At 71.6% G+C, this 18,734-nt stretch carries 14 protein-coding genes; 12 read left to right on the forward strand and 2 right to left on the reverse strand.

Going from position 1 to position 18,734, the window contains the following annotated elements; translation table 11 throughout:
• Nucleotides 1-205: 205 nt before the first annotated feature.
• The 12 genes from ACIREE_RS12880 (at nt 206) to ACIREE_RS12935 (ending at nt 16,047) form a co-directional block, all read left to right on the forward strand.
• Nucleotides 206-1,477 carry an ATP-grasp domain-containing protein gene (locus tag ACIREE_RS12880; protein WP_404150314.1) on the forward strand — a complete coding sequence of 424 codons (1,272 nt, stop codon included), beginning with the start codon at nt 206-208 and terminating at the stop codon, nt 1,475-1,477.
• Complete coding sequence (locus ACIREE_RS12885; protein WP_404150316.1) at nt 1,474-2,454, forward strand: Rossmann-like domain-containing protein; 981 nt, start codon at nt 1,474-1,476, stop codon at nt 2,452-2,454. Before ACIREE_RS12880 ends, ACIREE_RS12885 begins: the two co-directional genes overlap by 4 nt.
• The gene (locus tag ACIREE_RS12890; protein ID WP_404150318.1) at nt 2,451-3,575 is read left to right on the forward strand and encodes a PLP-dependent cysteine synthase family protein; all 1,125 of its coding nucleotides are present in this window, start codon (nt 2,451-2,453) and stop codon (nt 3,573-3,575) included. The genes ACIREE_RS12885 and ACIREE_RS12890 overlap by 4 nt, the downstream gene beginning before the upstream one ends.
• On the forward strand, nt 3,572-4,651 hold the full coding sequence (locus ACIREE_RS12895) for a dipeptide epimerase (RefSeq protein WP_404150320.1): 1,080 nt from the start codon (nt 3,572-3,574) through the stop codon (nt 4,649-4,651). The genes ACIREE_RS12890 and ACIREE_RS12895 overlap by 4 nt, the downstream gene beginning before the upstream one ends.
• Nucleotides 4,635-5,870 carry an MFS transporter gene (locus ACIREE_RS12900; protein WP_404150322.1) on the forward strand — a complete coding sequence of 412 codons (1,236 nt, stop codon included), beginning with the start codon at nt 4,635-4,637 and terminating at the stop codon, nt 5,868-5,870. The genes ACIREE_RS12895 and ACIREE_RS12900 overlap by 17 nt, the downstream gene beginning before the upstream one ends.
• A 29-nt stretch (nt 5,871-5,899) precedes the next feature.
• Nucleotides 5,900-6,721 carry a class I SAM-dependent methyltransferase gene (locus tag ACIREE_RS12905; protein ID WP_404150503.1) on the forward strand — a complete coding sequence of 274 codons (822 nt, stop codon included), beginning with the start codon at nt 5,900-5,902 and terminating at the stop codon, nt 6,719-6,721.
• Between the two features lie 86 nt (nt 6,722-6,807).
• Nucleotides 6,808-8,382, forward strand: coding sequence for an ABC transporter substrate-binding protein (locus tag ACIREE_RS12910; RefSeq protein WP_404150324.1), 1,575 nt, complete (start codon nt 6,808-6,810; stop codon nt 8,380-8,382).
• Nucleotides 8,379-9,332: an ABC transporter permease gene (locus ACIREE_RS12915; protein WP_404150326.1), complete on the forward strand. Its 954-nt coding sequence runs from the start codon at nt 8,379-8,381 to the stop codon at nt 9,330-9,332. The genes ACIREE_RS12910 and ACIREE_RS12915 overlap by 4 nt, the downstream gene beginning before the upstream one ends.
• Nucleotides 9,329-10,138, forward strand: coding sequence for an ABC transporter permease subunit (locus ACIREE_RS12920; protein WP_404150328.1), 810 nt, complete (start codon nt 9,329-9,331; stop codon nt 10,136-10,138). Before ACIREE_RS12915 ends, ACIREE_RS12920 begins: the two co-directional genes overlap by 4 nt.
• A complete protein-coding gene (locus tag ACIREE_RS12925) occupies nt 10,135-11,670 on the forward strand; it encodes an ABC transporter ATP-binding protein (RefSeq protein WP_404150330.1) in 1,536 nt (511 codons plus the stop codon). Before ACIREE_RS12920 ends, ACIREE_RS12925 begins: the two co-directional genes overlap by 4 nt.
• Before the next feature lie 81 nt (nt 11,671-11,751).
• The gene (locus ACIREE_RS12930) at nt 11,752-13,974 is read left to right on the forward strand and encodes an NADP-dependent isocitrate dehydrogenase (RefSeq protein ID WP_404150331.1); all 2,223 of its coding nucleotides are present in this window, start codon (nt 11,752-11,754) and stop codon (nt 13,972-13,974) included.
• A 108-nt stretch (nt 13,975-14,082) separates the two neighbouring features.
• Nucleotides 14,083-16,047, forward strand: a complete 1,965-nt coding sequence (locus ACIREE_RS12935) for a M13 family metallopeptidase (protein WP_404150333.1) — start codon at nt 14,083-14,085, stop codon at nt 16,045-16,047.
• 116 nt (nt 16,048-16,163) lie between these two features.
• On the opposite strand, the gene ACIREE_RS12940 is transcribed toward ACIREE_RS12935, so the two are convergent.
• On the reverse strand, nt 16,164-16,883 hold the full coding sequence (locus tag ACIREE_RS12940) for a dienelactone hydrolase family protein (RefSeq protein WP_404150335.1): 720 nt from the start codon (nt 16,881-16,883) through the stop codon (nt 16,164-16,166).
• A gap of 132 nt (nt 16,884-17,015) precedes the next feature.
• Nucleotides 17,016-18,521 carry an MFS transporter gene (locus tag ACIREE_RS12945; protein ID WP_404150337.1) on the reverse strand — a complete coding sequence of 502 codons (1,506 nt, stop codon included), beginning with the start codon at nt 18,519-18,521 and terminating at the stop codon, nt 17,016-17,018.
• Between the last annotated feature and the right edge of the window lie 213 nt (nt 18,522-18,734).

Here is an 18,734-nt window from a genome sequence, read left to right on the forward strand (position 1 = left end):
TGTTCGGGGCTCGCAATCGGTGGTCGGCAAGCGCGCGGACCGGTTCGCGGTGCCGCGGCACCTGGCAGTGAACCGTCAGATGACAATGAAAACGATTGTCGATAACGTGTGCCAGGTCAAGTCGGCGTCCCCCGCTGCCGGGGGTGCGCCGTGCTGCCGTATCGCCGTGCGCGAAACATCAACCGCACGCCATGAAAGGGGAGTTGTGGGTCATCTGCTGATGGTCGAGAGCTGGGTCGGGTCGATGAGCAGACTGTTGCCGGAGGCGCTGCGCGACGGCGGGCACGAGTTCACATTCCTCACCCGGGACCTGGGGCACTACCTACGGGCGGCGCCCGAAGGCGTCCGGCATCCGCTGCTCGGGGCCCGCAATGTGATCACGGCCGAGACCAACGACCTCGACGCGCTGCTGCCGGTCGCCGAGCGGCTGCACGCGGCCTTCGGGTTCGACGGGGTACTGAGTTCCTGCGACTACTACCTGCCGGCCGTGGCCGCCGTCGCGGCCCGGCTCGGGCTGCCAGGACCTGGCGCCGACGCCGTCGCGCGCGCCTGCCGCAAGGACCTCACCCGCCGGACCCTTGAGGGCGCCGGAGTGTCAGGACCGCGGTTCGCGGTCGTGGAGTCGGGCGACGAACCCGGAGCGACGGAGGTCCGGGCGGCGCGCGCCCTGGGATTCCCGCTCGTCGTCAAGCCGGTCGACCTGTGCGCGGGCATGTACGTACGCCGCGTGGACGAAGAGGCCGAGTTGGTGGCGGCCTGCCGGGCACTCGCGGGCTTCCCCGTGAACGCGCGCGGACAGCATCGCCCGCGCCTGGTCCTCCTGGAGGAGCTGCTCGACGGACCCGAGGTCAGCGTCGAGACCGTGTCCTCCGGCGGACGGATCAGCGTCGTCGGAGTGACGGACAAGAGCATCGCGGGAGCGCCCGCGTTCATCGAGACGGGACACATGTTTCCGGCGCCGCTCGCCCCGGACGAACTAACTGCCGTGCAGGACACGGCTGTTGAGGCCTTGAAGGCGTTGGGCCTCATGGAGGGCGTCGTCGCGCACACCGAGATCAAACTGACCTCCGCAGGACCGCGCGTCGTCGAGGTCAATCCACGCCCCGCCGGGAACCGCATCACGGAACTCGTCCGGCACGTCACCGGCATCGACCTGGCCGCCGTCGCCGTGGACGTGGCGCTCGGCCGTGCACCCGACCTCGCCGTACGCGACACCGGACTGCGCAGCGCCGCCATCGGCTTCCTCGTGCCCGAGGCCGACGGCACCCTCACCTCGCTCGACAGCGGCGAGCAACTTCGCCAGGAGACCGACGTGTTGGAGGTGGTGCTCGCCGAGCCAGGCCGCGCCGTCACCACCGCGGGCAGCAACAACGAGTACCTCGGGCACGTCATGGCCGGAGATCCGAAAGGGCTCGGGGCACGTACCCGGGTCGAGACGCTGATGGCGGGCGTCCGGGACCGGATGGTGATCCGATGACCACGACGACGCGCACGGGACAGGTCGCGCACGACTGCGTTACGCAGGACGAGGTTGCGCGGAACCACGTTGCGCGGGATCACGCCACGCCCGACCACCTCACGCGGGATCACGTCACGCCGCCCGGCCGCCTCACGCCCGACCACCTCACATTCGACCGCCTCGTGGACGAGGTGCGCGCCGGCGCCCGGGGGCCCGACCCGGCCACGTTCCGCATCTCGGTCGCCTTCGTCACGCGCCAGGCCGTACGGCACGACGGGCGTGGCGCCGGTTACCGCAACGAGGTGCTCAGCCTGCGCCTCGCCGAGGCCGTCGGATCGTGTGCCGTCGAGCCCGGCGCTCTGCCCGACGCGGCCATCGACGACTGCGTCGGCGCCGACGTGGCGACCTTGCTCACGCACCCGTTGCTTCCGGTGCGGGTCGCCGCGCTCGACGCGTACCTGATGCACCTGCTCCCGCACATCGCGGCCAACGGCGCGCGGTCGGTGGCGCTGGCGCCGGGCACGTCCCTGGAGAAGTCGCGGGCGCGGGCCGCGGCCGTTGTCGACCTGATCGACGTGGAGAGGCTCCCGCAGGGCGCGTCCGTGCTGCTGGTCGGCGTCGTCAACTCCCTTCTGGAAGAGCTGGGTTCGCGCGGCCTGCGTTGCATCCCCTGCGATCTCAAGGGCGGCACTACCGAGTGGGGCGAGCCGATCGTCACCGACGCGGGCGCGGCACTCGACCGCTGCGACGCGGTGCTGGCCTCCGGGATGACCCTCGGCAACGGCTCCCTCGACGCTCTGCGCGCTCACGCGCTGCGCGAGGACAAGCAGTTGGTGATGTTCGCGCAGACCGGAAGCGCGGTGCTGCCGCGCTTCCTCGGGAGCGGGGTGAGCGCCGTGTGCGCGGAGCCGTACCCGTTCTTCTGGCTCGACGGCGGGCCCGGCGCCCTCCACCGCTACCGCGCCCCGGCGCCCGAGGGGGTGCGGCGACGATGACGACCGCCGTCCGCTCCGGGCCCGTCGCGCGGCCCGAACTGCTCGAACTGCTGGGCCGGACCCCGCTCGCGCGGATCACCGCCGACCTGCCCGCACCGCACCCCGGATTCTGGGCGAAGCTGGAAGGTCTCGGCGCCGGCGGGATGAAGGCCCGCGCGGCCGTCTCCATGCTGCGGGGCGCCCGACGGCGCGGCGAGCTGCTGCCCGGTGCGCCCGTCGTCGAGTCGACCTCCGGCACGCTCGGAATCGGTCTCGCTTTCGCCGGGCAGGCGCTCGGGCACCCGGTGGTCCTCGTCGGCGACGCCGAACTGGAGCCTTCGATACAGCAGTTGCTGCGCGCTCACGGGGTCAGGCTGGAGCTGGTGCGCAGGCCCGCCGCGCAGGGCGGCTGGCAAGCGGCCCGCCTCGCCCGGCTGCGCGATCTGCTCACCGAACTGCCCGACGCCTACTGGCCCGACCAGTACAACAACCCCGACAACATCGCCGGATACGCCTCGCTCGCCACCGAACTCGCCGAGCGGCTCGACGTGTTGGACGTCCTCGTGTGCAGCGTCGGTACCGGCGGGCACAGCGCCGGAATCGCCGGACCGCTGCGCGAGCGCTTCCCCGCACTGCGGCTCATCGGTGTCGATGCCACCGGCTCCACGATCTTCGGTCAGCCCGCCAGGCCCCGCCTCATGCGCGGCCTCGGTAGCAGCATCCACCCGCGCAACGTCGCGTACGGCCTGTTCGACGAGGTGCACTGGATCGGCCCTGCCGAAGCCGTGGACAGCTGCCGGCGGCTCGCCCGGTCCAGCTTCGTCACCGGCGGCTGGAGCACCGGAGCCGTCGCGCGTGTCGCGGCGTGGGCGGCGCGCACCCATCCCGGTGCGTGCGTCGCCACCGTGTTCCCCGACGGGCCGCACCGGTATCTCGGCAGCATCTACGACGACGACTTCGCGGCGCGTCACCACCTGCAACCCACCGCCGCCGCGGCCGTCCCCGCGGAGATCCCGCATCCCCGCGCCGCCGAAGTGACGGGCTGGACCCGCTGCCGCACGGTGACCGACCCGCTCCACCCGGGCCCTCGCCGCCCCGATGTCCCCCGTCCCGACCTCCTCGCGCTGAAAGAGACCCCGTGAAGGCATCCCACCGCACCGCCCGCCTCCACCTGGCCGAACCCCTGCGGATCTCCCGCTCCGTCACGACCGCGCGCGACGCCGCGTGGCTCACCCTCGAACACGAGGGGCAGCGGGGCCACGGCGAGGCCGTCAGCAGCGTGTACTACGGCCTCGACATCGACACGCTCCACCGTCACCTCGACCGGATCGCGCGCGAAGAGCTGCCTCGGTTCGCGGGACCCGAAAGCGCTCTGCAGGCGCTGGGTGAAGGCGAGTTGACGAGTGAGCCGACCCCGGCCGCCGTGACCGCCGCCGTCGAGTCCGCCCTCCTGGACCTCGTCGGAAAGCGTGCGGGAAGCCCCCTGCACCGGCTCGTCGGCCTGGCCGCGCCCCGCGTCGCCACCGCCCGCACGCTCGGCATCACCTCACCGCTGCACGCCGCCCGGCAGGCCCGCCGGCTCTCCGAGAGCGGGTTCCGGATCATCAAGGTGAAGGCCGGCGCCCCTGACCCCGAGGACGACATCGAACGCGTACGCGTCATCCGGGACGCCGCGCCCCACGCCCGGATCCTGCTCGACCCGAACGGCGCCTGGACCCTCCGCCAGGCCCGCGAACTCCTGCCGCGCTACGCCGAGTTGAGCGTCGAAGCGGTCGAGCAGCCGATCGCCCCCGGGGACCCCGAGTCGTTCGCCGCGCTCGCCGAACGGTCCCCGCTGCCAGTGATCGCCGACGAGGACGCCGTCGACCTCGCCGACGCCCGCCGCCTCGCCGGACGCGTCCACGGCATCAACGTGAAGCTCGCCAAGTGCGGCGGCGTCCACGCGGCCCTGCGCATCGCCGAGCTCGCCGAGCAGAGCGGCACCGACCTGATGCTCGGATGTCTCACCGCCAGCAGCCTCGGCCTCGCGCCCGCCGTCCACCTCGCCGCGCGGGCCCGCTGGCACGACCTCGACGGCCATCTGCTCCTCGCCCACGACCCCTGGACCGGAATCGGCGGATCGGACGGCGTCGTCCGCACAACAGGGGCGCCCGGCCTCGGAGTTGCGGAACGCCACGACACGATGACGGTAGGGGTGCGCCATGAAGACGTGGCATGAGATGCGCCGCTTCCCCCTCGCCATCCGCCTCCTCCTCGTCAACCAGCTCGGCGTCAACACCGGCTTCTACCTGCTCATCCCCTACCTCGCCACCCACCTTGACCAGGATCTCGGGCTGTCGGCGGCGGTCGTCGGCATCGTCCTCGGCGTACGCAACCTCAGTCAGCAGGGCCTGTTCCTCATCGGCGGGTCCGCCGCCGACCGGCTCGGCGCGCGCGGCGTCATCATCGCCGGATGCGGTCTGCGCACCGTCGGCTTCGCCCTGTTCGCGCTGGGCGACGGGCTGCCCGTGCTCCTTGCCGCGTCCGTCCTGAGCGGGCTGGCCGGTGCCCTGTTCAACCCGGCCGTGCGGGCATATCTCTCGCAGGAGGCGGGGGAGCGGAAGGCGGAGGCGTTCGCCCTCTTCAACGTGTTCGCGACGACGGGCGCCCTGGTCGGACCGCTGCTCGGCAGCGCCCTGCTCCTCGTCGACTTCCGCGCCTCCGCGCTCACCGCGGCCGGGATCTTCGCGATCCTCACCGTCGCCCAGGCGCTCGTGCTCCCCGCGAGGTCCGTCGCACCGGCCGAGGGCGGCGTCCTCGCCGACTGGCGCGAGGTCGTCGGCAACCGGGTCTTCCTGGCGTTCGCGCTCGCCATGGTCGGCATGTTCACCCTGGAGAACCAGCTGTACCTGCTGCTGCCCGCCGGAGCGCGCGCCGCCACCGGCTGGAACGGCGCGGCCGGGATCGTCTTCCTCGTCGGCACCGTCGCCAACCTCACACTCCAGATGCGGGTCACCGCGGCGCTGAAGTCCCGTGGAGACAGGGCGCGTTGGATCGCCGTCGGGCTGGCCGTCATGGCGCTTGCCTTCGTGCCACCGATGGCCGCCGCGGGCCGCGGGGCCGGGGGAGCGGCGGCCGCCGCGGTGCTCGTCGGAGCGCTGCTGCTCTACGTCGGCGTCATGATCGCGCAGCCGTTCGTCATGGAGCTGATCCCCGGCTTCGGACGGCCCGAACTCACCGGCACGTACTTCGGGATCTTCTACGTCGTCTCCGGCATCGCCGCGGCCGTGGGCAACACCGTCGTCGGCTGGGCGATGGACACCGGCAACCGGAGCGCCGCCTGGCTGCCCTGGGCGTGCTGCCTCCTCTTCGGTCTCGCCTCCGCGGCGGGCGTGGCCTGGCTGCGCCGCCTGGGCACCCTGCCCACCAGGGAACCCGCACTGGCGGCCGCGGCATGAGCGAGGACACGTACCGCATACCCGCCTCGATGAGCCGCCCGCGTGCCGTCTCCCCCCAACAGGCGTTCCACCGCAACCTGTTGACCGACAACCCGGCGCTCTACGAAGCCCGGTTCCCCGACCTCGAACGACGCGCCGGACGGTGGGCCGAGGACTGTCTGCGCCGCCGCGCCGTCGGCGCTCGGGTCCTCGACCTCGGCTGCGGTACCGGGCGCGACGCCGCATACCTGAGCCGCGCGGGACGGGACGTCGTCGGAGCGGACCTCTCCGAGCCGATGCTCGCGCATGCCCGCACCCACCACCCGGGACCCGAGTACGTCCGCGCCGATCTACGCCGATTCGACCTGGGAGAGCGGGAGTTCGACGCCGTCGTGTGCCTGGACAGCGCGATGCTGTACTGCCATACGAACGCGCAGCTCGACACGTTCCTCGACTCCTGCCGACGCGCCCTCGCACCCGGCGGGCTGCTCCTCGCCGAAATGCGCAACGGCGCCTACTTCCTCGGCCGCACCGACCTCCTCGACGCACCGGCCGTCGACTCCGTGTCCTGGCAGGGCGTCACGTACCGCTCCACGACCACGCTCCACGTGGACCGCGCCGCCCAACTCCTGTGCCGTGACCGAATATGGGCGGCCGACGACGGCACCACGCCGCTGCGGCAGCGGTCCGCCTGGCGGCTGATGTTTCCGCAGGAGATCCGACGCGCGCTGGCCGCGTACGGATTCGAAGTCCTCGCGCTGTACGACACGCCCGGCCCGCGCACCGAACCACCTTGGCAGGAAGGCCAGTTGCCCGCGGATCTGGCACGCGCCGACGGCGACCGGCTGCATCTCGTCGCCCGCCTCGTCTGACGCGCCGCCCACCTCACAGAGCCCACCTCGCAACGCCCACCCCACAAAGCCCGCACCACAAAGCTCACATCACAAGGACGTACGCCATGCATGACGGCACCCCCTTCTCCGGCCTGCGCCGACGCGGTTTCCTCGCCGCCGTGTCCGGGGCCACCGCCCTCGCCCTGACCGGCTGTTCAGGCAGCGGCACCGGAACCGACGGCGCGGGCGCGGGCAGCTCCACGCCCCGGCGCGGCGGTCGGCTGCGCGCCGCGTTCGCCGGCGGCGGGGCCAGTGAGACGCTCGACCCGCACCTGGCGAACCTGTTCGCCGACGTCGCCAGGGCCAAGGCCCTCTACGACAAGCTCGCCGACTACGGCGCCGATCTGTCCGCGGTGCCCAGACTCGCCGAGAAGTGGCAGGCGAACAGAGCCCTCGACCGCTGGCACGTCACCCTGCGCGAAGCGACCTTCCACGACGGACGTCCGGTCACCGCACGGGACGTGCTCCACAGCTACCGGCGGATAGCCGACCCCGACAAGGCGTTCCGCGCCAAGGCGTCCCTGGAACCCATCGATCTGGCCGCGAGCCGGGCGACGGGCGAGCGGGCGATCACGTTCGTGCTGAAGCGGCCGACCGCCGAATTCCCCAACGTGCTGGCGGCCTTCGGCGCGTACATCGTGCCCGAGGGCGCGGCCGACTTCGACCGGCACCCCATCGGCTCCGGCCCCTTCCGCTTCGTCTCGTTCGCACCCGGCCGCACGGCCGTCTACCGCCGCAACGACGCGTACTGGGACGGCGCCCCCCACCTCGACGAGCTCGAGATCGTCGTCGCCAACGAGGAATCGGCGCGGATCAACGCCCTGCTCGGCGGTCAGGTCGAGTACGCGCACGAACTCGACCCCGCCACCGCGCGGGCCCACGAAGGCCAGGGACGTATCGAGATCGTCCGGCTGCGCGGCAGTGCCATGCAGGCGTTCGCAATGAAGACCGACCGGCCGCCGTTCGACGACGAACGGGTGCGGGAGGCGTTCTTCCTCATCGCCGACCGCAAAGAACTCGTCGACGGCGCGCTCTCCGGCGCGGGCCAGATCGGCAACGACCTGTTCGGCAAGGGCTACGAGTACTACGCGGACAGCCTGCCGCAGCGCACGCAGGACCTCGACCGGGCCCGCGCGCTGCTGAAAGAGGCGGGCGCCGACACACTGCGCGTCACGCTCGACACCTCCGATGTCGCCGCCGGATTCACCGAGGCCGCCGGGATCTTCCGCGACCAGGCGGCCAGGGCGGGCGTGACGATCACCGTGAAGACCGGCAGCAAGGACTCGTACTGGAGTGACATCCTCGACTCCGGCACCCTGTGCTGCTACCGCTCCGGTGCCATGCCCATCGAGGCCCACATCTCGCAGCGCCTGCTCACCGACTCCACCACCAACGCCACCCACTGGCAGCACAAGGACTTCGACGCGCTCTACCGGCAGGCCCAGTCGACGCGCGACAAAGACGCACGAGCCGATGTGTACCGGCGCATGCAGCGCCGTCTGCACGCGGAAGGCGGCTTCCTCGTCTGGGGATTCGCCGACTGGATCATCGCAACCGCGAACGGAGTCGGGGGAGTTGAGCGCACGGCGCCCGCCAACACCCTGGACTGGGCGCGCTTCGACAAGGTGTGGCTCGCGTGAGCGGACCGCGCTCCTGGCTCGCCCGGCGGCTGCTCCTCGGTGGCGCGCAGACCGTGGCCGTCGTGCTCCTGGTCTTCGTGCTGACCGAGGCGCTGCCGGGTGACGCGGCCGTGGCCCTCGCCGGGGAACAGCCGGACCCGGAGCGGATCGCCGCCATCCGCGACGCCATGGAACTCGACCGGCCCGCGCCCGAACGGCTCGCCTCCTGGGCAGGGGGCCTGCTCCAGGGCGACCTCGGCACCTCGCTCACCTCCGGCCGCCCGGTCACCTCGTACCTCGTCGACGGATTCGGTCCCACCCTGCTGCTGGCCGTCACGGCGCTCGTCCTGCTGATCCCCCTCGGCGTCGGTCTCGGCGTGTTCGCCGCGCGGCACGCCGGACGGCTCGCGGACCGGTGCGTCAGCGCGGCCACGCTCGCCGTGTACGCGGTACCGGAGTTCGCGCTCGGCGTGCTCCTGATCACCGTGTTCGCTCTGCGCCTCGGCTGGCTGCCGCCCACCGCCGTCGGCTACGGCACGGACCTGCTCGCCCACCCGACGGCTCTGGTGCTGCCCGTCCTCGTCCTGCTGTCGCGTCCGGTCTGCTCGCTCGCCAGGCTCGTGCGCGCCGGAATGATCGACGCGCTCGCCGCGCCGTACACGGAGCAGGCCCGCCGCTACGGCGTCCCCGCCGCCCGCGTCCGCTACACCCACGCGCTGCCGGCCGCGTTCGCCCCGGCCGCGCAGCAACTCGCCCGCACCGCCGACTGGTTGCTGTGCGGCGTCATCGTCGTGGAGGCCCTGTACGTGATCCCAGGACTCGGCACCGTCCTCATGAACGCGGTCGCCGAACGCGACGTGCCCGTCGTGCAGGGGCTCGCCGTCGTCTTCGGCGTCCTCACCGTGCTGCTCAACCTCGGCGCGGACCTGATCGCCCGCCGCCTCGCACCGCGGGCGGGGGTGGCGGCGTGAGGCGTTTCCTGCCCGGAGCGGCCCTCGTGGGTGTTCCGCTCGCACTGGCCCTGCTGGGACCGCTGTTCGTGGGAGAGCCGGGGCCCCGGGGGGTGTCGTTCACCTCCGGTGACGGGCACCCGCTCGGCACCGACTTCGTGGGTCGCGACGTCGTGGCGCAGGTGCTGAACGGTGGCCGGACGGTCGTCGTCGTCGCCCTCGCCGCGACGGCCCTCGCCTACTTGGTGGCGCTGCCGCTCGGCCTCGTATCGGCGCTGACGGACCGCCGGTGGCTCGAGGACCTGCTGATGCGGCCCCTGGACGTCCTGCTCGCGGTGCCGTCCCTGCTGCTGATCCTGCTCGTCGCCGCCGTGTTCTCGCCCGGCGCGGGCGGCCTCGCCCTGCTCATCGCCCTGGTCAACATCCCGGACGCGGCGCGTATCGTCCGGGCCGCCGCGGCGCAGACAGCGGCGGGCCCGGCCGTCGAAGCGCTGCGCATGCAGGGGGAGACGTGGTGGCGCACAGCCGTCGGGCACGTCGGCCGGGGGAGCCTGCGCACCCTCGCCGCCGACGCGGGCATCCGTCTGACCGGAGCCCTGTACCTCGTGGCGACGGCCGCGTTCCTGGGCGTGGGCGTCACCCCGGACGCGGCGGACTGGGCCGTCATGGTCGACCGCAACCGACCGGGCCTCTCCGTCCAGCCCTGGGCGGTCGTCGTGCCGGCCGTGCTGATCGTGGCCCTGACGACCGGGACCAACCTCTTGTTCGACGCGGCTCTGGAGGGCGGACGCCCCGCCCGCCGCCTGCCGAAAGGAGCCCAGCGGTGACCCAGGACATCGCCCCGGCCGCCACCCTCCCCGCCGACCATGTCGCCGAGATCCGCGGGCTGCGCGTCGAGGTCGGCGGCAGCACGCTCGTCGACGGGATCGACCTGTCCGTACGCCCCGGCGAGATCGTCGCGCTCGTCGGCACCTCCGGCAGCGGAAAGACCACCACGGGGCTCGCGCTGCTCGGCGAGTTCCCGCCAGGGGCCACGGTCTCCGGGGAGATACGTGTCGCCGGGGACGGCCCCGTGGGATACGTGCCGCAGCATCCGTCGGCGGTCCTCAACCCGACGCGTCGCGCCGACGCCCTGCTGCGCGACATCGCCCGCACCCAGGTAGGGGGCGTGCCGTCGCGGGCCCGGCGGGCCGAGGTGCGCCGACGCGTCCTGCGAGCCGCCGCGGCCGCACAACTCCCCGACGCCGCAAACCTGTTGAGGCGCTACCCGCATCAGCTCTCCGGCGGCCAGCAACAGCGGGTCGTCCTCGCCCAGGCGCTGCTGCTCGGGGCCCGTGTCGTCGTCGCGGACGAGCCGACCACAGGGCTCGACCCGGTGACCAAGCGCCGCGTCGTCGAGCGGCTCGCCGCCGTCGCGGCCCAGGGTGTGGCCGTCGTCCTGCTCAGCCACGACCTCGACGTCGTACGCACGCTCGCCGATCAGGTGCTGGTGCTGCGGAGCGGACGCGTCGTCGAGTCCGGGCCGCCCGAGCGGCTGTGGACCGCGCCCAGCCACTCCTGGACCCGTGAACTCCTCGCCCCCGCCGGGGAGTTGCAGCGCAAAGCCGCCCCGATCCAGTCTCCCGTGCTGTGCGTGCGCGACCTCGTCGCCCGGCACCGCGACGGCCCCCGCGCGGCCGTCGAGGCCTTGCGGCTGCCCGCGCTCGACGTGCGCGGCGGCGAATGCCTCGCCGTGCTCGGCCGCTCCGGCAGCGGCAAGACCACCCTCGCCCGCTGCCTCGCCGGACTCCACCGCGACCACACAGGGCAGCTCCTCCTCGACGGCGCCGCCCTGCCGCGCAGCGTCCGCGGACGCGACAAGGCACAGCTCGCCGCCGTGCAGTACGTGTTCCAGGACGCCCGTGCCTCCTTCGACCTGTTCCGCGACGTCCTCGACCAGGTGGCCCGCACCGCCGTGACCCTGCGCGACGCCACCCCCGCCGCGGCCCGCGAGGAGGCCCTGGACACGCTCGAAAGGCTCGGGCTCGCCGCCGGCCTCGTACGGCGCAGACCCGGGCAGCTCTCCGGCGGTGAACTCCAGCGCGCCGCCCTCGCCCGCGCCCTGCTCGCCAGGCCCCGCGTCCTGATCTGCGACGAGGTCACGTCGGGTCTCGACACCGTCACCCGGCGCGACCTTCTCGACGTACTGGCGAACATGCTGCAGGAGCGGGGCGACCTGTCGCTCGTCCTGATCACGCACGACCTCGGCACCGCGGCTCTCGCCGACCGCGTCGTCGTACTGGAGAAAGGCACGATCGTGCGGCAGGGACCGGCCGGGGCCGTGCTGCCCGATCTCGGGGCAGGGCCCTTTCGAAGATGAGCCGGACACGAGATATCTTGATGTCGAGCAATTATGAGCAAGACTGCAGACGACGATGGAAGACGTGGAGCGGAGCCCCCGGTGACTGACTCGACCATTATTTACACGCACACTGACGAGGCCCCGGCCCTCGCGACGTACTCCTTCCTCCCGGTCATCGAGGCCTACGCGTCCACCGCCGGTGTGCGCGTCGAGACCCGTGACATCTCCCTGGCCGGCCGCATCCTCGCCGTGTTCCCGGAGTACCTGGAGGAGGGGCAGCGCATCCCCGACGCCCTCGCGGAGCTCGGTGAGCTGGCGAAGACGCCGCAGGCGAACATCATCAAGCTGCCGAACATCTCGGCGTCCATCCCGCAGCTGAAGGCGGCCATCGCCGAGCTGCAGGAGCAGGGCTACGCGCTGCCCGCGTACCCGGACGAGCCGAAGACCGACGAGGAGCGCGAGGTCGGCGCCCGCTACGACAAGGTCAAGGGTTCCGCCGTGAACCCGGTCCTGCGCGAGGGCAACTCCGACCGCCGCGCCCCCGCCTCGGTCAAGAACTACGCCAAGGCCCACCCGCACCGCATGGGCGCCTGGACCGGCGACTCGAAGACCAACGTCGCCACGATGGGCGTCAACGACTTCCGCTCGACCGAGAAGTCCACCGTCATCGCCGGGGACGACGCCCTGCGCATCGAGCTCGTCGCCGACAACGGCACCACCACGGTGCTGCGCGAGTCCGTCCCCGTCCTCGCCGGTGAGGTCGTCGACGCCTCCGTGCTGCGCGTCGCCGCGCTGCGCGAGTTCCTGACCGCGCAGGTCGCCCGCGCCAAGGAAGAGGGTGTCCTCTTCTCCGCGCACCTGAAGGCCACCATGATGAAGGTCTCCGACCCGATCATCTTCGGCCACGTGGTCCGCGCCTTCTTCCCCGAGACCTTCGCCCGCTTCGGCGGGGACCTCGCCGCCGCCGGTCTGACCCCGAACGACGGTCTGGGCGGCATCTACAAGGGCCTGGAGTCGCTGCCCAACGGCGCCGACATCAAGGCGTCCTTCGAGGCCGAGCTGGCCGCGGGCCCGGAGCTGGCCATGGTCGACTCCGACCGCGGCATCACCAACCTGCACGTGCCGTCCGACGTCATCATCGACGCCTCCATGCCGGCCATGATCCGTACCTCCGGCCACATGTGGGACAAGAACGGCGGCGAGGCCGACACCCTCGCGGTGATTCCGGACTCCTCCTACGCCGGCGTCTACCAGGTCGTCATCGACGACTGCCGCGCCAACGGCGCCTTCGACCCGTCGACCATGGGCTCCGTCCCGAACGTCGGCCTCATGGCGCAGAAGGCCGAGGAGTACGGCTCCCACGACAAGACCTTCGAGATCCCCACCACGGGCACCGTCCGCCTGGTGAACAAGGCCGGCGACGTCGTCCTGGAGCAGACGGTCTCCGAGGGCGACATCTTCCGCGCCTGCCAGACCAAGGACGCCCCGATCAAGGACTGGGTCAAGCTCGCCGTCACGCGCGCCCGCGCCACCGGTGACCCGGCCGTGTTCTGGCTGGACGAGGGCCGCGCCCACGACGCCCAGCTGATCAAGAAGGTCGAGCAGTACCTGTCGGAGTTCGACACCGAGGGCCTGGACATCCGGATCCTCACCCCGGAGGACGCCACCAAGCTCTCCGTCGAGCGCATCCGCCAGGGCCTCGACACCATCTCGGTCACCGGCAACGTGCTGCGCGACTACCTCACCGACCTCTTCCCCATCCTGGAGCTGGGCACCAGCGCCAAGATGCTCTCCGTCGTCCCGCTGATGAACGGCGGCGGCCTCTTCGAGACGGGCGCCGGCGGCTCCGCCCCGAAGCACGTCCAGCAGCTCGTCAAGGAGAACTACCTGCGCTGGGACTCCCTCGGTGAGTTCCTCGCCCTGGCCGTCTCCTTCGAGCACCTCGCCACCACCACGGGCAACGCGCACGCCAAGGTCCTCGGCGAGACCCTCGACCGCGCCACCGGCACCTTCCTCAACGAGGACAAGTCGCCGACCCGCCGCGTCGGCGGCATCGACAACCGCGGCAGCCACTTCTACCTGGCCCTGTACTGGGCCCAGGAACTGGCCAAGCAGACCGACGACGCGGAGCTCGGCAAGGCGTTCGCCGCGTTCGCCGAGAACCTCGCGGCGAACGAGCAGAAGATCGTCGACGAGCTGCTCGCCGTCCAGGGCAGCCCCGCCGACATCGGCGGTTACTTCCGGCCCGACCCGGCGAAGGCCGCCGCCGTCATGCGCCCGTCGCAGACGCTGAACGAGGCCCTCGCCACGCTCACCAAGTAAGTCCCTGATCCGCTGGATCACCCGCACCGCCCCGGCCGGCTCCCCGCCGCCCGGGGCGGTGCCGTATCCGCGACGCTTTTCGCCCTCTGACCTGGGTAGGCTGCATCGATGAGCACTCTGGATGACGCGCGCCCGGGCATGGACCCGGCGACCCGCCCGCAGGACGACCTCTTCGGCCATGTGAACGGCCAGTGGCTGGCGACCGAGCCCATTCCCGACGACCGCTCCAGCTGGGGCCCCTTCGTGCAGCTCGTCGACGTCGCCGAGCAGCAGGTCAAGGAGATCATTCAGGAGATCGCGGCCGGCGGCCCCACCGGGCTCGACCCGGCCGAGGCCCGCAAGATCGCCGACCTCTACGCGTCGTTCATGGACGAGGACGCCGTCGAGGCGCGGGGCCTTGACCCGGTGCGGCCGCTGATCGAAGAGGTGGCCCGGCTCGCCGACGTCCCCCAGCTCTCCGCGTTCCTCGGCCGCTTCGAGCGCACCGGCGGCTCCGGACTGTTCGGCTCGTACATCGACTCCGACGACCGCGACTCCGACCGTTACCTCTACAACATCCTCCAGGGTGGCCTCGGCCTGCCCGACGAGTCGTACTACCGCGACGAGAAGTTCGCCGAGACCCGCGAGAAGTACGAGGCGTACCTCACCGAGCTGCTCACGCTCGCCGAGCACGCCGACCCGGCCGCCGCGGCGCGCACCGTCCTCGCCCTGGAGACCCGGCTCGCCGAAGGGCACTGGGAGCGGGCCGCGACGCGGGACGTGCAGAAGACGTACAACCTCACGACGTTCGACGAACTCACCGCGCTGGCACCGGAGTTCGACTGGCGCGGCTACGTCACCGGGCTCGGCGGCAGCGACGAGACGCTTCGGCAGTCCTGCGTCCGTCAGCCGTCCTACCTGGCGCACCTGTCCACGGTCCTGGCCGAGACGCCCATCGAGCAGTGGCGCGACTGGCTCCTTGTACGCGTGGTGCGCGGCAGCGCCCCGTACCTGTCCTCGGCGTTCGTGCGCAACAACTTCGAGTTCTACGGGCGCACGCTCAACGGCACCCCCGAACTGCGGGCCCGCTGGAAGCGCGCCGTCGCGTTCGTCGAGGGCGCCATGGGCGAGGCAGTCGGCAAGGAGTACGTGGCCCGGCACTTCCCGCCCTCGTCCAAGGCGCTCATGGACGAGCTGGTCGCGAACCTCCTGGAGGCCTACCGGCAGTCCATCGGCGCCCTCGACTGGATGACGGACGAGACGAAGGAGCGGGCGTACGAGAAGCTCGCCACGTTCCGCCCGAAGATCGGCTACCCGGACCGGTTCCGCGACTACTCGGCGCTGACCGTGGGCGCCGACGACCTGCTGGCCAACGCGCTCGCCGCCGACGCCTTCGAGCACGACCGGCAGATGGCCAAGATCGGCGCGCCGGTCGACCGCGACGAGTGGTTCATGCTGCCGCAGACCGTCAACGCGTACTACAACCCGGGCACGAACGAGATCTGCTTCCCGGCCGGCATCCTGCAGAAGCCGTTCTTCTCACCGGAGGCGGACGCCGCGGAGAACTACGGCGGGATCGGCGCCGTCATCGGCCACGAGATCGGGCACGGCTTCGACGACCAGGGCGCCCAGTACGACGGCCAGGGCAACCTCAACGACTGGTGGACCGCCGACGACAAGACCGCCTTCGAAGGCAAGTCCAAGGCGCTCATCAAGCAGTACGACGGCTTCTCGCCGCGCAACCTGCCCGGCGAGTTCGTCAACGGCGCGCTCACGGTCGGCGAGAACATCGGTGACCTCGGCGGCCTGACCATCGGTCACACCGCGTATCTGATCGCGCTCGCGGGCGAGGCCGTGCCGGTGACCGAGGACGGGATCAGCGGGTCGCAGCGGTTGTTCCTCAACTGGGCCTACTGCTGGCGCACCAAGCGGCGCAAGGAGCAGGAGCAGCAGTACCTGACGATCGACCCGCACTCGCCGCCGGAGTTCCGGGCCAACATTGTGCGGAACCTTGATGAGTTCCATGAGGCGTTCGCCACGGAGGCGGGGGACGGGTTGTGGCTCGACCCGGCTGATCGTGTGCGGATCTGGTGAGTTGATTTGAGTGCGGGGCCAGAGAGGTGAGCGCCTCCTGGCCCCGCCGTCACGGGGCTCCGCCCCGGACCCCGCTCCTCAATCGCCGGAGGGGCTGAAGTGGCCCCCGGAGAGGCTCAGTTGAGGTTTGACTTGAGGAAGTTCAGCGTTGCCGTCCACGCCTTCTCCGAGGAGTCCTTGTCGTACACCTCGGGGCGGCCGTCGTTGAAGAAGGCGTGGTCCGCCGGGTAGACGCGGAAGTCCGCGTCGATGCCCGACTGGTCCTTGATGGCCTTGCGCAGGCCGTCGAGCGTGGCCACCGGGATCGCCTCGTCCCGCTCTCCGTAGTGGCCGAGGATCTCCGCCTTCAGGTGTGAGAAGTCCGGGAGTTCGCCCTGGATGACGCCGTAGAACGGGACGGCCGCGCCGACCCGCGGGTCCTGGGCCGCCAGGTACAGGACGAAGCCGCCGCCCATGCAGAAGCCGACCGCGCCGACGGTCTCCGAGGTGACCTCGGGCAGCGCCAGCAGATGGCCGACCGCGCCGGACAGCAGCTCGACACCGCGCTCCACGGGCAGGTCCTGCATCATGCGGAACGCTTCGCCGGAGTCGTGCGCCACGTTGCCGCCGTACAGGTCGGGCGCGAGCGCCACGAACCCCTCGGCGGCGAGGCGGTCCGTCACATCGGCGATGTGGTCGGTCAGTCCCCACCACTCCTGGATGACGATGACGCCGGGGCCGCTGCCCGCGGGCGGCAGCGCCAGATAACCGTGGGCGGGCGTGCCGTTGCTGTCGAACGTCACGTTCTGATGGGCCGGACGGCCGGTGGAACGGGGGGTGTCGGGGGTGTCCGCCACGAAGTGCCTCCTGAGCTGACTGGGCTGAGCTCGATGATCGTGTCCCACGATGCCACTGCCCGCGCCCCCGGCACGCGCGGGGGCCGCCGTCTCCCTGCGGACGGCGGCCCCTGTGGCGGGATACGGCGGTGGTCACATGTGGACGACCGGTGCCGCATCAGTATCGACGCCTTGCCGTACGGCCCCGCGCCGGTACAGCAGGAAGGCGATGACCGCGCCGGCGGCGAAGAAGCCCGCCGACCACCAGAACGCGGTCGTGTAGCTCTCGATCGTGGCCTGCGCCCGGTTCAGCTTGTCCGCCGGGTCCCGGCCCGCGAGGTAGCTGGTGGCGGCGCTCGCCGCGAGCGTGTTCAGCAGGGCGGTACCGATCGAACCGCCCACCTGCTGCATGGTGTTGACCGTCGCGGAGGCCACACCCGCGTCCTCGGCGGCGATGCCGCTGGTGGCCAGCGCCATGGCGGGCGGCATCACGGCGCCCAGGCCCGCGCCGATGAGCAGCAGCGGCGGCAGCACATCCGTGGCGAAGCCGGAGTCCAGGCCGATCCCGGTCAGCCACGCCATGCCGACCGCGGCGACGGCGAAGCCGGCGGGGATGACGATCTTCGGGCCGATCCGCGGCACCAGGACCGTGGTGGAGACCTGCGCCATGACCATCAGGGTGGCCATCATCGGCAGGAACGCGACACCGGTCTTCGTGGGGCTGAAGCCGAGATTCAGCTGCAGGTAGTACGTGAGGAACAGGAAGACGCCGAACATGCCCGCGCCCGTGATCAGGACGGTGACGAACGAGGCGGCCCGGTCGCGGTCGAGCAGGACGCGCATCGGCAGCAGCGGGTGCCTGGCCCGCGTCTGCCACCAGGTGAAGGCGGTCAGCAGCACCGCGCCGGCGGCCAGGAAGCCCCAGGTCTGCGGGGAGCTCCAGTCGTGCGTCTCCGCGTTCGAGAACCCGTAGACGAGGGAGAACAGTCCGGCGGAGACGAGCAGTGTGCCTGGCAGGTCGAGCCTCGCGCCCGCGGCGTCGCGGTGGCTGCTCAGCAGGATCCAGCCGCCCACGAAGGCGGCGACGGCGAAGACGAGGTTCACGTACAGCGTCCAGCGCCAGTCGAGCGCGTCGGTCAGGACGCCGCCGAGCAGCAGCCCGACCGCGCCGCCTGCGCCGGCGATCGCGCCGTAGACGCTGAACGCCTTGGCGCGCTCCTTGGCGTCGGTGAACGTGGTGTTGAGCAGGGAGAGCGCCGCCGGGGCGAGCAGTGCGCCGAAGACGCCCTGCAGTGCGCGGGCCGTCACCAGCATCCCGAAGCTGGTGGAGGCGCCGCCCAGCACGGAGGCGCCGGCGAAGCCCGCGACACCGATCAGGAAGGCGGGCTTGCGGCCGAAGAGGTCGGCGATGCGGCCGCCGAGCAGGAGCAGGGAGGCGAAGGCCAGCGCGTAGGCGGTGACGATCCACTGGCGGTTGCCGTCGCTGAAGCCGAGGTCCTGCTGCGCGGAGGGCAGTGCGATGTTCACGATCGTCGCGTCGAGCACGACCATCAGCTGCGCGATGCCGATGATGCCGAGGATCCACCAGCGCCTGGCCGAGACCTTCGGATCGGGCGGGGCCGACGTGCCGGTGGCGTCGGCCAGTGTCGTCTGGGACATGTGAGGCCACTCCAGGGAAGTGAACTTTAAGAGAACGAAACGGTTTCGTTCTCGACTCGATGAGCCTACGACGCGGTAAGCGAAACGGCAACGTTTCGCTGGAGGAGTGACGAGCGCAACATGCCTGGCGGGCGGAGGAAAAACACCGGTGCCCGGCGCTCCCACGAGGGGAGGCCGGGCACCGGAAGGTTCGGAACGGTGGAGCGTCGGTCC

This window comes from Streptomyces sp. NPDC102467 (genome assembly GCF_044765445.1).
Lineage (GTDB): Bacteria > Actinomycetota > Actinomycetes > Streptomycetales > Streptomycetaceae > Streptomyces.

What these genes read in the sequence shown, in the direction of transcription:
- ACIREE_RS12905 (WP_404150503.1), top strand. Translation starts at nt 5,900, where the DNA reads ATGAGCCGCCCGCGTGCCGTCTCCCCCCAACAGGCGTTCCACCGCAAC.
- ACIREE_RS12900 (WP_404150322.1), top strand. Translation starts at nt 4,635, where the DNA reads ATGAAGACGTGGCATGAGATGCGCCGCTTCCCCCTCGCCATCCGCCTC.
- ACIREE_RS12935 (WP_404150333.1), top strand. Translation starts at nt 14,083, where the DNA reads ATGAGCACTCTGGATGACGCGCGCCCGGGCATGGACCCGGCGACCCGC.
- ACIREE_RS12885 (WP_404150316.1), top strand. Translation starts at nt 1,474, where the DNA reads ATGACCACGACGACGCGCACGGGACAGGTCGCGCACGACTGCGTTACG.
- ACIREE_RS12890 (WP_404150318.1), top strand. Translation starts at nt 2,451, where the DNA reads ATGACGACCGCCGTCCGCTCCGGGCCCGTCGCGCGGCCCGAACTGCTC.
- ACIREE_RS12945 (WP_404150337.1), bottom strand. Translation starts at nt 18,521, where the DNA reads ATGTCCCAGACGACACTGGCCGACGCCACCGGCACGTCGGCCCCGCCC.
- ACIREE_RS12910 (WP_404150324.1), top strand. Translation starts at nt 6,808, where the DNA reads ATGCATGACGGCACCCCCTTCTCCGGCCTGCGCCGACGCGGTTTCCTC.